This is a genomic window from Pannonibacter sp. SL95 (assembly GCF_026672425.1).
GTDB lineage: Bacteria > Pseudomonadota > Alphaproteobacteria > Rhizobiales > Stappiaceae > Pannonibacter.
The window spans coordinates 1,369,409-1,384,762 of the sequence record NZ_JAPPRC010000006.1 but is presented as its reverse complement, the minus strand read 5'-3'; the positions used below and the strand labels follow the sequence as shown (position 1 = coordinate 1,384,762).

The window sequence follows — 15,354 nt, the reverse complement described above, 5'->3', positions numbered from 1 at the left end:
GCTGCGGGTTAAGGGTCGCAGCTTCCCCTTTACCCTAGCACCTCGGACAACAAACAACCCCGGGCGGAGCGAAGCGGAGACCCGGGGCCTACTCGCTCGCAGAGAAGCGGTACGTGGCTCGACAGCACCACAGGCTGCAGCGAGGGCGCGTGATGCCTGTTGCAGCGCTGCGGCACCCGCATCGCTGCTCTGCGAGCGAGTAGGTCCCGGCTCGCGCTGCGCTTGGCCGGGGTGACACGGAGCGAAGCCCCAGAAGCAAAAGGGCCGGAAAATCCGGCCCTGTTAGGTTCATCTCGCTTACTGCAACCCGGCGACGTCGCCGCCGTAGAGGCCGTCGCGGTTGTAGATGTCCTCTCGGAAGTGGACGATACCGTCCTCGTTCGCCCAGGCGGTGATGTAGGTCAGGTACAGCGGCACCTGGGTCTTCAGCTTCACGTCCTCGCGCAGGCCCGAGCGGATGGTCTCGTCAACGCGCGAGCGGCTCCAGTCCGGCGTGGTCGATTCCAGCATCCAGCTGACCAGATCGCGCACGTTCTGGACGCGCACGCAGCCCGAGGAATGGAAGCGGTTGTCGGTGCCGAACAACGACTTGGACGGCGTGTCGTGCAGATAGACCTGATGCGTGTTGTGGAAGTTCAGCTTCATGGAGCCCATGGAGTTGATCTCGCCCGGTTCCTGGCGGAACTGGTACTGGGTCGCCTCTTCGGTGTTCCAATCGATCTGCTGCCAGGCCAGTTCGTTGTTCTTCCAGTCGAAGATGCGGATCTTGTTCTTGGCCAGGTACTGGGGATCCTGCTTCATTTTCGGGATCAGATCCTTGCGGATGATCGACACCGGCACGGTCCAGTACGGGTTGAAGTTGACCTCGTAGATCTTGGAATTGAGGATCGGCGTCTGGCGGTCGATCTTGCCCACCACGGCGGTGTGGCGCGACCGCACGCGGCCGTTCTCGACAGCCTCGATCTCGGCGGCCGGGATGTTGACCATCACATAGCGGTCACCCAGGAAGCCGGACATGGCCCGCAGCCGGATCATGTTGGTTTCCAGCTGGCGCAGGCGCACTTCCGCCGGAACGTTCAGCGCCACCAGCGTGGTCTGGCCGACGGACCCATCCGGGATCAGGCCATGACGGACCTGGAACCGGCGCACAGCTGCGTCGACATAGGAATCAAAGGTATCGGAAAGGCCAGCGGTCTGCTCCAGATCGCCGGACGCCATCAGGCGGCGGCGCAGCTCGGTCACGGAGCTGTCCTGCGCCCCGATGCGCAGAGGACGGTTCGACGGGGGCACCTGGCCCCAGCCGCCGCGCTGGACAATCATCGAGTACTGGTTGATCGCACCGGCCATGAACTCGGCCGTGCTGGCGGAGAGGATCGGCGTGGACGTCTTGATCGCGTCCAGGCTTTCCAGCGTGGCGTCGAACTTGTCTTCCCACTCGGCGCGCTGGTTGTACTGTGCAAGCGCCTCGGCAGGGGACTGCGCATAAGCATGGCTGCCACCCAGACCCAGACCCGCGATGGCCGCAAGAACGGCTGCCTTCACCGACAGGCGAACCTGTCTCATGTCCTGACGCACACTCACCCGCACCGCTCCTTTTGCCCCTTGGCACCCGACGACCACATCCTGCCTGACCCCGTCCGGACTGAAATCCAGGACTGAAGGCGATGCTGCGCACGGACCGCACTCGCAAACCCTAACCCGTCAGATCTAACGAGCCGCTTAACGAGGGTCACACTGACCGCATCACCGGATGGGCGGCAGGACGCTCTGCCCACATGACGTCAAGGTCACATAGTCAGGATTTTGTGGCTGAAACATGTCATGCCGCGGCGCAAAAGCGAACGCCGCCCTCGGAAGGGCGGCGTTGCGACAGACGCATGGCTCGCGGGGGGCTGAGCTGCGGTCAGATGCGGGATCAGAGCCGGTACAGGATCTGGTCGGTCCAGAAGCGTTCCAGACGGCGCAGCGACTTGTTCAGCTGCGTGAACTCGTCCGGGCCGATTTCGCCAACCTGCGCGACCGACAGGATGTGCCGCTCGTAGAGGTCGTTGACGATCTTGGCCACTTCGGCGCCCTTCGGCGTCAGGCTGACGCGGACCGAACGGCGGTCCATGCGCGAGCGCTGGTGGTGAATGTAGCCGGTCTCGACCAGCTTCTTCAGATTGTAGGAGACGTTTGAGCCGAGGTAATAGCCGCGGGTGCGCAGCTCGCCTGCGGTCAGCTCGCTGTCGCCGATGTTGAACAGCAGCAGCGCCTGAACGCTGTTGACGTCCGACCGGCCCATGCGGTCAAACTCATCCTTGATGACGTCAAGCAGACGCCGGTGAAGTCTTTCGACGAGTGTCAGAGCTTCAAGGTACAGTGGCTTGATGTCCACGTCCTTTTCAGCCTGCACAGCGGCGTCCACAGCCCTGGTTGCTGAGATCATTTGTTTGCGCCTCTATTTCTACCTGTCTTCCGGCGGATATTTTTCCCACCTTGAGTTCAACATACAGGCGCGTTTCTAAAATCCGCTTAAAAGACACACTGAATCGTCAGTTAAGAAGTTTCCGAGACTTTTAATGGCGATTTCGCTGGGTTTTGCGATAAGCCGCAGGAATGCTTGAGCTTTGCCGGCTGCCTCGCGGGCCCGTCCACATTTCGCCCACAGCCCCCGTTTGGGGCGCCCGCATTTTTTCTGAAATGTTTCTGCAAAAGGGAGAAGGCCGGTAAAGCCTGCCGGGCCCCACTCATCTCACACCCTCTCCTTCGTCATGCCATGGCTCGACCATGGCATCCATGCCGAGACGTCTCGGCTCTGGCTGTGCGTCCATGACAATCCTCGTCGACACGCTCCCCCGAGCCGCAAGGGAACGGCGTGGATGCCATGGTCAAGCCATGGCATGACGAAAGTTGGTTGTCAGGGGAAACACAAACCATTCCCGAAGCGCGGGCCCCGGGTGGTGTTGCCCCACGGATCTCACACCCTCTCCTTCGTCATGCCATGGCTTGACCATGGCATCCATGCCGAGACGTCTCGGCCAACGCTGTGCGTCCATGACAATCCTCGTCGACACGCACCCCAAGCTGCGAGGGAACGGCGTGGATGCCATGGTCAAGCCATGGCATGACGAATGCCGTTGTTCAGAGGAAACACAAACCAATCCCGAAGAGCGGGCCCCGGCTGAAGTTGCCCCACTGATCTCACACCCTCTCCGTCGTCATGCCATGGCTTGACCATGGCATCCATGCCGAGACGTCCCGGCCAACGCTGTGCCTCCATGACAATCCTCGTCGATACGCTCCCCAAGCTGCTAGGGAACGGCGTAGATGCCATGGTCGAGCCATGGCATGACGAAAGTTGATGGTCAGGGGAAACACAAACCAATCCCGAAGCGCGGACCCCGGCTGACGTTGCCCCACTGATCTCACACCCTCTTCTTCGTCATGCCATGGCTTGACCATGGCATCCATGCCGAGACGTCCCGGCCAACGCTGTGCCTCCATGACAATCCTCGTCGATGCGCTCCCCAAGCTGCTAGGGAACGGTGTAGATGCCATGGTCGAGCCATGGCATGACGAAAGCTGTTGGTCTGGACAAAGCAAAACGGGCCGCTCTGCCTGTGACAGAACGGCCCGATCCGGGATGTGATGACAGGCGTCAGCCCTCAGCCGTCAGCCCTCAGGCGTCGCCGCGCAGGTACTTGACGATGCCGGAGAAGTCCATGTCGGCGTGGCCGGAGTTGCAGAACATGGCGTAGAGCGCGGCAGCCTGGGCGCCAAGCGGCGTGGCAGCGCCCGACGACTGCGCCGCTTCCTGGGCAAGCTTCAGGTCCTTCAGCATCATCTGCGCGGCAAAGCCCGGCTGGTAGTCACGGTTGGCCGGCGAGGTCGCCACCGGCCCCGGCACCGGGCAATAGCTGGTCAGCGACCAGCACTGGCCCGACGATGTCGAGGAAATGTCAAAGAGCTTCTGCGCATCGAGGCCGAGACGTTCGGCGAGGACAAAGGCCTCGCTGACGGCGACCATCGAGATGCCGAGGATCATGTTGTTGCAGATCTTGGCCGCCTGGCCCGTACCCGCGCCACCGGCGTGGATGATGTTCTTGCCCATGGCGGACAGGATCGGCTTGGCGCGCTCGAACGCCTCGGCTTCACCGCCGACCATGAAGGTCAGGGTGCCGGCCGCCGCGCCACCAACGCCGCCGGACACCGGCGCATCGACCATCAGCATTCCGGCTGCCTTGGCAGCCTCTGCGACGGCACGCGCGCTGTCGACGTCAATGGTCGAGCTGTCGATCAGCAGCGCGCCCTTCGGCGCGTTGGCGATGACACCATCAGGGCCGGTGTAGACCGAGCGGACATGCTTGCCGGCGGGCAACATGGAGACGACAACATCGGCATCGCTGACAGCCCCGGCTACGGTCGCAGCCACCACGCCGCCGGCTTCGGTCAGCCGCTCCTGGGCCTCCCAGTGCAGGTCGAAGCCGAATACGCGGTAGCCGGCCTTCACGAGGTTTGCCGCCATCGGCCCGCCCATGTTGCCAAGGCCGATAAACCCGACTGTCTTCATGTTGCATTCTCCCAAAGTAACTTGCCGTTGTCCGGCGTCTCTTTCTACTTCTTCCTCTGTTCCTGCTCCATTAAGTAAAGCAGAAAAAGATAGACAGCGATGGTAAGCATGTAGAAAGATATTTCATACGGCCGACGGCCGAAGATATCGGAAAAAGCCGTGTGCATGACGATCTGGCTGAGCGCCCGGAACAGCCACATCACCGTGCCCCAGGACACGGTCAGCCACAGGCCGATGGCGGCCACGAGATCCAGCACAGCGAAGAACACGGTCGCCGTCTGCCATTCCACCGGCATGTCCCAGAACCAGACGCCGCGCCAGGGTGTGAAGCCGATGATGCGGGCCCAGTGGATGATGCCGCCAGCGATCAGCAGCAGCGCCATGGCCCGCAGATACCACATCAGCACGATCGCCCAGGCCGGACGGTTCTTCATGAGATCCTGGAACGCGACGATCATGGCGGTGCCCCGGTTGGCCGGCCTTGCTCAGACCCTGGCGGTACTTCGGAAGGGGTTCAGGCCAGCGGCAGGTCACCGCCGGCCGGCTCCTCGAAATACGCGCCAAGCGCGGCACTGTCCACCAGCTCCAGCCGGTCCGGCGTCCAGCGCGGCGCGTTATCCTTGTCGATCAGCACCGCGCGGACGCCTTCATAGAAGTCATGGTGCTTCAGGATCTCGCTGACGATCCGGTACTCCATGCGCATGCAGGCGTTGAACGCCAGGCTCGCCCCGCGCTTCAGCTGCTCGAAGGACAGGGCGACGCTGGTCGGTGACTTCGTTGCAATGGCCTTGCGCGCGCCTTCGGCAAAGTCTCCGGTCGCCGCCTCAAGCGCCGCCATCACTGCGGCGAGCGTCGGCTGCGTGAAGATGTGCTCGACCTCGCTCTTATGGGCGGCCAGCGGTGCCGGGCCGGGATCCACCGCATGGGCTGCCAGCACGGCCTCGACATCCTCCGCAGCCGCGAGCGCGTCGGTCAGGGCTGCAATCGCCGCTGAGGGCACCGTGTGGGTCAGCACCCCGGCATAAAGCGCATCGGCCTGTTTCAGCCTTGCAGCCGACAGCGCGCAGTAGAGCCCGATGCCGGACGTGAGGCGGGGCAGGAAATAGGAGCCGCCGACATCGGGGAAGAAGCCGATGCCGGTCTCCGGCATGGCGAACAGGGTCTTTTCCGTTCCCACCCGGTGACTGCCATGCACCGACAGGCCAACGCCACCGCCCATGACGATGCCGTCGATCAGAGAGATCCACGGCTTGGCGAAGGCATGGATGCGGGCGTTGAGGATGTATTCATCGCCAAAGAACCGGGTCTGCTCCGGGTTGCCGGTGCGGCCCAGCGCCTCGCCGCTCTCATAGACCTGGCGGATGTCGCCACCGGCGCAGAAGGCCTTCTCGCCCGCCCCGCGCAACAGGATGCGCTCAACGGCGGGATTATGCTCCCAGTCGTCCAGCTGCACAGAGATCGCCCGCACCATGTCATGCGTCAGGGCGTTCAGTGCCTGCGGCCGGTTCAGCGTGATGATCCCGGCCTTGCCCCTTGTCTCGAACAGCACGTCATCGGTCATGGCCAGCGCTCCCTCAGCGACCCAGCAGGTCGCGGGCGATGATCACCCGCATGATTTCGTTGGTGCCTTCCAGGATCTGGTGCACCCGCACGTCGCGCAGGTAGCGCTCGATCGGATAGTCGCGCAAGTAGCCATAGCCGCCGTGCAGCTGCAGCGCCTCGTTGACGACGGCAAAGCCCGTGTCGGTGGCGAGCCGCTTGGCCATCGCCGCCAGCCGCGTCGCACCCGGAGCCTTGTCGTTCACCGCAATCGCCGCCTTGTGCAGCAAGAGCCGCGCGGCCTCCAGCTCCGTTGCCATGTCGGCCAGGCGGAACTGCAGCGCCTGGAACTCGGTCAGCGCCTTGCGGAACTGGCGGCGCTCCTTCATGTACGCAATGGCCCTGTCGAGGCAGGTCTGCGCCGCTCCCAGCGAACACGCACCGATGTTGAGGCGGCCGCCGTCGAGACCGGCCATGGCGAACTTGAAGCCTTCGCCCTCCTCGCCGATACGGTTGCCAGCCGGAATGCGGCAGTCAGTGAAGTTGACCTGCGCCGTCGGCTGGCTCTTCCAGCCAAGCTTGATCTCCTGCGCGCCGAAGCTGAGGCCGGGCGTGCCCTTTTCGACGACGAAGCAGGAAACTCCGCCGGCCCCCTCCCCGCCCGTGCGCGCCATGACGATATAGATGTCCGCCGCGCCGCCGCCGGAGATGAAGGCCTTGGAGCCATTGAGGACATAGTGATCGCCCTCGCGCACCGCCCGCGTCCTGAGGCTGGCGGCATCCGACCCCGAGCCCGGTTCGGTCAGGCAGTAGCTGCCAAAGCGCGCCATGGTGCAAAGATCGGGCACATAGCGCTGGCGCAGTTCGTCCGAGCCGAAACGGTCGATCATCCAGCCGACCATGTTGTGGATCGAGATATAGGCCGCCGTCGAGGTGCAGCCCTTGGCCAGCTCCTCGAAGATCAGCGCCGCATCCAGCCGCGTCAGGCCGGAACCGCCGACCTCCTCGCGCACATAGATGCCGGCAAAGCCGAGCGCGGCCGCCTTGCGCAAGGTCTCGACCGGAAAGATGGACTTTTCATCCCACTCCCGGGCATGCGGCTCCATCTCGTCGCGGGCAAAGCCTGCGGCCAGATCCTGAAACGCCAGCTGGTCCTCAGTCAGGCTAAAATCCATGGCCACCTCCCAATGGTCCGCCCGTGGCTGTCTGCGAGCGCCGCCGCAGCGTCGGCCTTGGTTTTTCGTAGCTATTTTTGACGTTAACGTCAATTTGCGCGCCGATCGGCTATTCGGCTGAGTGTGTTGTGGACAGTCGCCCTCCTCCGCCAAACCGCCGCAGGCCCCTCGCCCATGGATGACTGGCGAAGCACTCCCCCTGTTGCTAAAGTCCGGCCATCAAAAATGCCGGCCCTCAGGGCCAAGGTCAGGAAACGCCCATGTCTTCCCATTCGCCCCGCATCACGTCCGAGCATATCGACGACATTCTCGGCGGACGCCGCATGCGGCGCAATCGCCGCGCCGACTGGGCCCGGCGGCTGGTGCAGGAAACGACGCTCTCCATCAATGACCTGATCTGGCCGATCTTCCTGGTCGACGGCCACGGCGTGCGCCAGCCGGTCGCCTCCATGCCCGGTGTCGAGCGCCTGTCGGTGGATGAGGCCGTGCGCGAAGCGGAATATGCTGCAAGCCTCGGCATCCCGGCGCTGGCGCTGTTCCCCTACACCGACCCGGCCTTGCGCGATGAGGCCGGCACGGAAGCGCTCAATTCGGAAAACCTCATCTGCCGCGCCTGCCGGGCCATCAAGCAGGCCGGGCTCGACATCGGCCTCATCACCGACGTGGCGCTCGACCCCTACACCAGCCATGGCCACGACGGCCTGCTGCTGGGCGAGCGCATTCTCAACGACGAGACCGTCGACCAGCTCTGCCGTCAGGCCCTCGTCCAGGTGGAAGCCGGCGCTGACGTCATTGCCCCGTCCGACATGATGGACGGCCGTATCGGCGCGATCCGCCGCGCGCTGGACGAAGCCGGTCACCGCGACACCCAGATCATGGCCTATTCTGCGAAATACGCCTCGGCCTTCTATGGCCCGTTCCGCGACGCAGTCGGCACCTCCAAGACGCTCATTGGTGACAAGCGCACCTACCAGATGGATCCCGCCAACACCGACGAAGCCCTGCGCGAGGTCGAGATGGACCTTGCAGAAGGGGCGGACATGGTGATGGTCAAGCCGGGCATGCCCTATCTCGACATCATCCAGCGGGTGAAGGAGAGCTTCCGCGTGCCGACCTACGCCTATCAGGTGTCCGGCGAATACGCGATGATCGTAGCTGCCTCCCACAACGGCTGGATCGACGGCGAACGCGCCATGATGGAGAGCCTGATGGCGTTCCGCCGCGCCGGTGCCGACGGCATCCTCACCTATTTCGCCCCGAAGGTCGCCGAGATCCTCAAGCGCGCCCGCTGAGCTGCGCCAACTGGCCAGGTCCGGCCAGATCCGTCCAGTCTGACCCCGAGGTCTTGATGCCCCTGCCGATCACGCTTGCCGATGTTCAGGATGCGGCCCGTCTCATTGACGGGTCGGTGCTGCGCACCCCCTTCCTGCCGGCGCCGAAACTGTCGGCGCTGACCGGCGCCATTGTTAGCATCAAGTATGACAACCTCCAGGTCACCGGCGCCTTCAAGGAGCGCGGCGCCCTGGTGAAGCTCCTGTCGCTGACGGCGGAGGAACGGGCCCGCGGCGTCATTGCCATGTCGGCCGGCAACCATGCCCAGGCCGTCGCCTATCATGCCGGGCGTCTCGGCATCCCGGCGACCATCGTCATGCCGGAGCCGACGCCTTTCGTGAAGATCACAGCGACGCGCGGCTATGGTGCCACCGTGGTCCTGTCCGGCGACACGCTGGTCGAGGCCAAGGCCGAGGCGCAGCGCCTGTCGGAAGAGCATGGCTTCGTCTGGGTGCACCCGTTTGACGATCCGCACGTCATGCGCGGCCAGGGTACCATCGCGCTGGAAATGCTGGCCGAGGACCCGGACCTCGACTGCCTTGTCGTGCCGGTGGGCGGCGGCGGGCTGATCTCCGGCATGGCGGTGGCGGCCAAGGGGCTGAAGCCGTCAATCTCCGTCATCGGCGTCGAGACCCGGCTTTATCCGGCCATGTGGGGCGCGCTGAACAACGAGCCGGTCACTTGCGGCGGCCCGACCATCGCCGAAGGCATTGCCGTGCGCGATGTCGGTGATCTCACCCGAGCCGTCGTGGCCGAGCTTGTCGATGACATCATCCTTGCCGAGGAAAGCGCCATCGAGCGGGCGATCAACCTTTTCCTGACGCAGCAGAAGACGCTGGCCGAAGGCGCCGGGGCCGCAGGCCTTGCGGCCCTTCTCACCGACCCTGCCCGTTTCTCGGCCAAGAAAGTCGGGCTTGTCCTGTGCGGCGGCAACATCGACCCTCGGCTTGTCTCCTCCATCGTGGTGCGCGAGCTCGCCCGCGACGGCAAGCTTCTCGCCATCCGCATCGACACGCCCGACCGGCCGGGCGTGCTCGGCGAAATCACCACCCTGATTGGCAAGATGCAGGGCAATGTGGTGGACGTGTCGCACCACCGGCTGTTCCTCAATGTGCCGGCTAAGGGCGCGACGCTGGACGTCACCTTCGAGACTTTCGATGCAGCCCATGGCCAGAAGATCATCTCGGCCCTGGAAGCGCGCGGCTTCCCCGTGCGGCCGATGAATGTGGCTGAAGTGATGGCGTGAGGTGTTGAGGGCCTCGAAAACCTGGCCTTCCCGCGTTCGCGTTCTCAGTGGCATGCGTTTGAAAGTCGGCCGGATTTTCGCCCGGGTGATCGCAAAGAGAATCAGCAAACAGCGCGAAGTCTCGTGATACGCTGCGGCATCTTCATGCATTCCGGGGGGCCTGCATGGCTGTCACATCGACCACCACCATCACGAATCCGGCGACGGTTTCTGCCTCGCTTGCCGCGCAGATCATTGCCAACACACAGGCTGCCTTCGGCAAGTGGGCAACGAAGCTGACGGGCAATGCCAACATCGAGATCGAGATCACGCTGAAGACCGGCATGGGCACAGCGCTGGCCACCGCTGGCAGCGGCACCAGTGTCTTCATCACGGAGATCAACGGCCGCAACCTGTTCCTCGACGGCACGGCGGCGGAAATGCTCACCGGTGTTGATCCCAATGGCGGGGCTGCGGACATCATCGTCAGCGTTGATCTCGACGACATCCGCGCCAATGTGTTCCATTTCGATCCGTCGAACGGCACCGCCACGGTCGTGCCCCGCGACAAGGTCGACTACATCTCCGTCGCCCTGCACGAGATTGGCCACGGCCTCGGTTTCAACGGCTGGGCCGCGCAGAACTACGACTTTACCGGGCTCACCGCGATCTCGACCTTTGACCGTTTCATCGCCAAGCAGAATGGTCAGGGCGTGTTCACCGGCAAGAACACTGTCGCGGCCAATGGCGGCGTGCTCAAGCTGGAATCCGGTCCGCACATCAACCAGAACTCCGAAGACCTGATGGCGCCGGCCGCCCCGAACGGCCAGGTGCTGACGATCAGCGCCGTCGATTTCGCGGTCCTGTCCGACATCGGCGTGCCGACCACGCTCAATGATCAGCTTGTGCGTCCGGCCGAAGGGGGCACGCTCAACGGCGGCGCCGGTCTCGACACGCTGGCGATGTTTGCCCCCCGCGGCGCCTTCGCGGTGACCGGCAGCACCGTGCGCACCACGTTCGAGACCTGGCAGATGCAGCAGATCGAACGCCTAGCCTTTACCGACGGCGTGCTCGCGCTCGATCTGGATGGCAATGCCGGACAGGTCTACCGCCTCTATCAGGCCGCCTTTGCCCGTACGCCGGACACCTTGGGGCTTGCGCATAATGTCGGTCTGGTCGACGGCGGGATGGGGCTCACCACCATGTCGAGTGCCTTCATCGCCTCGCAGGAGTTCCGCCAGCGCTATGGCAGCAATGTCTCCGATACGACTTACATCAACGCGCTCTATCTCAACGTGCTCGGCCGGGGCGCCGATGCGGCCGGTCTTGCCGGCTGGCAGCAGCGCCTGTCGGACGGGTCCTGGGACCGGTCGACGGTGCTGATCGGCTTTTCGGAAAGCGCGGAGAACAAGGCACTGGTTGGCGCAGCCATTTCCAACGGCATCTGGCTCGGCTCCGACGGCGCCATCCTCGCCTGAACGTCCGCCAATGGCAGTCTTCAACCAGCCCTCCCCGACCAGTGCGGGGATCAAGACACTGCACTTGCGCAGCCTTACCGATTGTCTCAAGGGCGCGTGCGCTTGCATTCGCGGCGCAAGTCTCCCACATCAGTCTCGCAAGGAGACGCCGATGACCTACGATGCCAGTTATGACCAGCCAAAGCGTGATCTGTTCGATCCGATGGCCAACCCCGCGCTGTTTGACGGCATTCGCAGCAAGCGGGTGTTCGCGTTTCTGATCGACGTTCTGCTGGTCGCGTTCTTCACGTTCGTTGCCGGGGTTCTGGTGTTCTTTCTCGGCATCTTCACGTTGGGTCTGGCGTGGTTCTTCTACGCCTTCCTGTGGCAGGCGGTGGCACTCATCTACACAGCCGTAACCCTTGGCGGTCCCAACGCGGCAACGCCCGGCATGCGCGCCATGGGGATCGAGATGCGGCTGTGGTACGGCGCCAAGCCCTATGCGCTGCTCGCAGCCATGCACGTTCTCTTGTTCTGGCTGTCCTTTACCCTGCTGACGCCCCTCGTGGTGCTGATCAGCCTCTTCAGTGACCGCAAGCGTCTGTTGCACGACATTGTTCTCGGCACCGTCGTCATGAACAGCTCGGCCCTCCACCGCGTCTGACGCGGACGCCCGGCTCAACACCTCACGACACCAGCTCCGATCCTTGACCCGGCGCGCCTGCGCCGGGCATCTGACGCCACTCGGTTACAATTGCTCCCCAGCTTTGCCAGCTCACTGGCATGGATGCCGCATTCTTTTGTTGACGTCCTTGCAGCGACGGCCTCGTATTAGAGGGACGAAAGGACGCAGCAGGAGCTGAATAGCGGTCGTGACCCGTCACCCGATTGACCATCCGCAGTTCTATCTGACCGCCCCCGCGCCTTGCCCATATCTGCCCGGGCGCCAGGAGAGGAAGGTATTCACCCACCTCGTCGGTCATCAAGCGTCCTCGCTCAACGATGTCCTTACCCAGGGCGGTTTCCGCCGCAGCCAGAACATCGCCTACCGGCCGGCCTGCGAAATGTGCCGCGCCTGCGTATCCGTTCGCGTGCGTGTTGCCGATTTTACCTGGACCCGCTCGTTCCGGCGCACCTGGAAGACGGGCAGCGACCTGATCGGCGCCGAGATGCCGCCCTCCCCGTCATCCGAACAATACGATCTGTTCCGCACCTATCTTCAGGCCCGGCACGAGAATGGCGGCATGTCCGAGATGACCGTGCTCGACTATGCCATGATGATCGAGGACACCCATGTCGACACGATGGTGGTGGAGTATCGCCGCCGGGGGCCGGACAGCTTCCTGACCCGCCGCGGCACTGGCCCGCTCGTCGCGGTCGCCCTCAGTGACCGCCTCGCCGACGGACTTTCGATGGTCTATTCGTTCTACGATCCGGACCGGCAGGACCTCAGCATCGGCACTTTCATGATCCTGGATCACATCGAACGCGCCCGCAAGCTGGGCTTGCCCTATGTCTATCTCGGCTACTGGGTCGATGGCTCCGACAAGATGGCCTACAAGGCCCGCTTCCAGCCGCAGGAACACCTGGGTCCGGACGGCTGGTCCCTGGCAGAGCCGGTTGCCACACCCTGAACGCTCACGGTCTTCGTCATGCCATGACTTGACCATGGCATCCACGCCGTGCCCTCACCACCCGACCAGCCTCACAGACACACACCCTCGAAAGGCTGTCCCCACTCGGACAGGCATCGGCATGGATGCCATTGTCGAGCCATGGCATGACGACGATGGAAGGGAAACGCGTGTGTTGGCTGCTGCTGAAGGGACTGGCGAGGCCCAAAGCGAAGTGCCGCGCCTCCCCTCTCCTTCGTCATGCCATGACTTGATCATGGCATCCACGCCGTGACCTAACCACCCGGCCAGCCTCACAGACATACGCCATCGAAAAGCTGTCCCCACACGGAAAGGCAACGGCATGGATGCCATGGTCGAGCCATGGCATGACGAAAAAGGAAAGGGGAACAGCCGGTCGGCCTGCCTATTCCCTACCCCAGCGCGGCCTGCATGGAGGTGAAGACATCGCGGAACATCTCGCGTGTCAGGCGGCCCGTGTTGGTGTTGTAACGGGAGCAGTGGTAGCTGTCGAACAGCATCAGGGCGCGGCCGTTGTAGGTCAGGTCATGCCTCGCGCCATGGGCAAAGGCATGGCGGCTGCGGGGCAGGCCCAGCGTCGACAGGAACGTGTCATGGGCGATGCGGCCAAGCGCCAGAACGGCGCGCACGCTTGTCGTAGCCTCAAGCGTCGCGACCAGGTAAGGGCGGCAGGTGTTGATTTCCGGACCGGTCGGCTTGTTCTCCGGTGGCACGCAGCGGACCGCATTGGTGATCATCGCACCGGTTAGCTGCAGCCCGTCGTCGGGGCGGGCCTGATAGGTTCCCCGCGCGAAACCATAGTCGATCAGGGTCTCGTAAAGTAAATCACCGGCATAATCACCAGTAAAAGGCCGGCCGGTTCGATTGGCCCCGCGCAGTCCGGGCGCAAGTCCGACCACCATCAGTTGTGGGTTTTCACTGTTGAAGGTGGGGACCGGGGCGTTGAACCAGTCGGGAAACCGCGCCCGGTGCTCCAGGCGGAAAGCAACCAGACGCGGGCAGTCCGGGCAGTCCCTGCCCGGATCCAGCGGCATGCAGCCTGCCGATGCCATCAGTAGTCGTCGTCCTCGTCGATCTCGCGCTCGCGGTCCCGGTCACGGTCGGTCATGCGGGCCGGGCGTTCCACCGGTTCGCGGCCAACGCGCGAGGCCAGATGGGCCAGGTCGATGAAGTGGTCAGCCTGGCGGCGCAGATCGTCGGCGATCATCGGCGGCTGGGTCTGCAGCGTCGAGACGACGGAAACCTTGCGGCCCTTGCGCTGCAGCGCCTCGACCAGCGAGCGGAAATCCCCGTCGCCGGAGAACAGGACGATGTGGTCGACATGGTCGACGAGCTGCATGGCGTCGATCGCCAGCTCGATGTCCATGTTGCCCTTGACCTTGCGACGGCCGGTGCTGTCGACGAATTCCTTCACGGGCTTCGTAACCACCTTGTAGCCGTTGTAGTCAAGCCAATCGATCAGCGGACGAATCGAGGAATATTCCTGATCCTCGATGATTGCCGTATAGTAATAGGCGCGGAGCAAGTAACCTTTGCCCTGGAATTCCTTGAGGAGCATCTTGTAGTCAATGTCGAAGCCGATTGCCTTGGCAGTCGAATACAGATTAGCTCCATCAATAAACAAAGCAATTTTTTCGCGTGAATCGAACATATGAAACCCTGCCCTTGCGTTCGGCGTTGTTGTTTAGCAGCGGTGCTCGCAACAATCTGGCTCGCCGGGTCGGCAACCACGTCATGCCGTGTACACTCTACTGTTGGTTGCCGCTTTTTGATATGCCTGATTTGCGGTTTCAGCCAGACCAGCCATGAAAATGCCCCAATTTCCACGCCTGCACTGCTTGAGGTACTACATCGAATGCAGTTGCCGCAATCGTAAAGATTGACTGGGCCCGCGCCTGAAATCGTTTTCTTCACTGATTATTCAGTGGATGAACCATGTTGCGCCGCGAAGGCTTGCACGACGTTGCGGTTGGCCGTATACGCTGGTGACTCAAGTTCCAATCAACATGGAGACATCCTATGGCGCGCGTGACCGTCGAGGATTGCATCGACAAGGTCGATAACCGGTTCGAGCTCGTGCTGCTGGCAGCCCATCGCGCCCGGATGATTTCCAGTGGCTCGCCGCTGACCGTCGACCGCGACAACGACAAGAACCCGGTCGTCGCCCTGCGCGAGATCGCTGACGAGATGGTCAGCCCGGAAGATCTCAAGGAAGACCTGATCCACTCGCTGCAGAAGTACGTGGAAGTGGACGAGCCGGAGCCGGAAGCCGTGCCGATGGTTCCCTCCAGCCAGTCCGGCGGCACCCAGATCAACGCCGTGGACGATTCCAGCGTCGAATTCGACCGCATGTCGGAAGAAGATCTGCTGCGCGGTCTGGAAGGGCTTGTCCCGCCGGAGCGTTCGGACGACATTTGAG

At 63.3% G+C, this 15,354-nt stretch carries 14 protein-coding genes; 6 read left to right on the top strand and 8 right to left on the bottom strand.

Annotated elements, in window-relative coordinates:
* Positions 1-297: 297 nt before the first annotated feature.
* The 6 genes from OVA12_RS23240 to OVA12_RS23215 form a co-directional block, all read right to left on the bottom strand.
* Positions 298-1,563, bottom strand: coding sequence for a L,D-transpeptidase family protein (locus tag OVA12_RS23240; RefSeq protein ID WP_268141503.1), 1,266 nt, complete (start codon positions 1,561-1,563; stop codon positions 298-300).
* A gap of 352 nt (positions 1,564-1,915) precedes the next feature.
* Positions 1,916-2,428 (bottom strand): transcriptional regulator LdtR, encoded by a 513-nt coding sequence (gene ldtR / locus OVA12_RS23235; protein WP_268141222.1) that lies wholly within the window; start codon positions 2,426-2,428, stop codon positions 1,916-1,918.
* 1,233 nt (positions 2,429-3,661) lie between these two features.
* Positions 3,662-4,552: a 3-hydroxyisobutyrate dehydrogenase gene (mmsB, locus tag OVA12_RS23230; RefSeq protein WP_442793916.1), complete on the bottom strand. Its 891-nt coding sequence runs from the start codon at positions 4,550-4,552 to the stop codon at positions 3,662-3,664.
* Between the two features lie 44 nt (positions 4,553-4,596).
* Positions 4,597-5,010: a DUF6163 family protein gene (locus OVA12_RS23225; RefSeq protein WP_268141220.1), complete on the bottom strand. Its 414-nt coding sequence runs from the start codon at positions 5,008-5,010 to the stop codon at positions 4,597-4,599.
* A 56-nt stretch (positions 5,011-5,066) separates the two neighbouring features.
* On the bottom strand, positions 5,067-6,113 hold the full coding sequence (locus OVA12_RS23220) for an enoyl-CoA hydratase/isomerase family protein (protein ID WP_268141217.1): 1,047 nt from the start codon (positions 6,111-6,113) through the stop codon (positions 5,067-5,069).
* Positions 6,114-6,126: 13 nt separating this feature from the next.
* Positions 6,127-7,266 carry an isobutyryl-CoA dehydrogenase gene (locus OVA12_RS23215; protein WP_268141215.1) on the bottom strand — a complete coding sequence of 380 codons (1,140 nt, stop codon included), beginning with the start codon at positions 7,264-7,266 and terminating at the stop codon, positions 6,127-6,129.
* Positions 7,267-7,526: 260 nt separating this feature from the next.
* On the opposite strand from OVA12_RS23215, the gene hemB reads away from it, so the two are divergent.
* The 5 genes from hemB (at position 7,527) to OVA12_RS23190 (ending at position 12,914) form a co-directional block, all read left to right on the top strand.
* Positions 7,527-8,558, top strand: coding sequence for a porphobilinogen synthase (hemB, locus tag OVA12_RS23210; protein WP_268141213.1), 1,032 nt, complete (start codon positions 7,527-7,529; stop codon positions 8,556-8,558).
* A 56-nt stretch (positions 8,559-8,614) separates the two neighbouring features.
* A complete protein-coding gene (locus OVA12_RS23205) occupies positions 8,615-9,844 on the top strand; it encodes a threonine ammonia-lyase (protein WP_268141210.1) in 1,230 nt (409 codons plus the stop codon).
* Positions 9,845-10,008: 164 nt separating this feature from the next.
* Positions 10,009-11,301 carry a DUF4214 domain-containing protein gene (locus OVA12_RS23200; RefSeq protein ID WP_268141208.1) on the top strand — a complete coding sequence of 431 codons (1,293 nt, stop codon included), beginning with the start codon at positions 10,009-10,011 and terminating at the stop codon, positions 11,299-11,301.
* Positions 11,302-11,452: 151 nt separating this feature from the next.
* Positions 11,453-11,944, top strand: a complete 492-nt coding sequence (locus OVA12_RS23195; protein WP_268141206.1) for an RDD family protein — start codon at positions 11,453-11,455, stop codon at positions 11,942-11,944.
* Between the two features lie 208 nt (positions 11,945-12,152).
* The gene (locus tag OVA12_RS23190; protein ID WP_268141204.1) at positions 12,153-12,914 is read left to right on the top strand and encodes an arginyltransferase; all 762 of its coding nucleotides are present in this window, start codon (positions 12,153-12,155) and stop codon (positions 12,912-12,914) included.
* Between the two features lie 413 nt (positions 12,915-13,327).
* Here OVA12_RS23190 and OVA12_RS23185 read toward each other — a convergent pair whose 3' ends face one another.
* Complete coding sequence (locus OVA12_RS23185; protein WP_268141202.1) at positions 13,328-13,987, bottom strand: uracil-DNA glycosylase; 660 nt, start codon at positions 13,985-13,987, stop codon at positions 13,328-13,330.
* The gene (locus tag OVA12_RS23180) at positions 13,987-14,586 is read right to left on the bottom strand and encodes a LabA-like NYN domain-containing protein (RefSeq protein ID WP_268141200.1); all 600 of its coding nucleotides are present in this window, start codon (positions 14,584-14,586) and stop codon (positions 13,987-13,989) included. The genes OVA12_RS23185 and OVA12_RS23180 overlap by 1 nt, the downstream gene beginning before the upstream one ends.
* A 368-nt stretch (positions 14,587-14,954) precedes the next feature.
* Here OVA12_RS23180 and rpoZ point away from each other — a divergent pair, with 368 nt between their 5' ends.
* Entirely contained in the window at positions 14,955-15,353 is a 399-nt protein-coding gene (gene rpoZ / locus OVA12_RS23175) for a DNA-directed RNA polymerase subunit omega (protein ID WP_268141198.1), read from the top strand.
* Position 15,354: the final 1 nt, after the last annotated feature.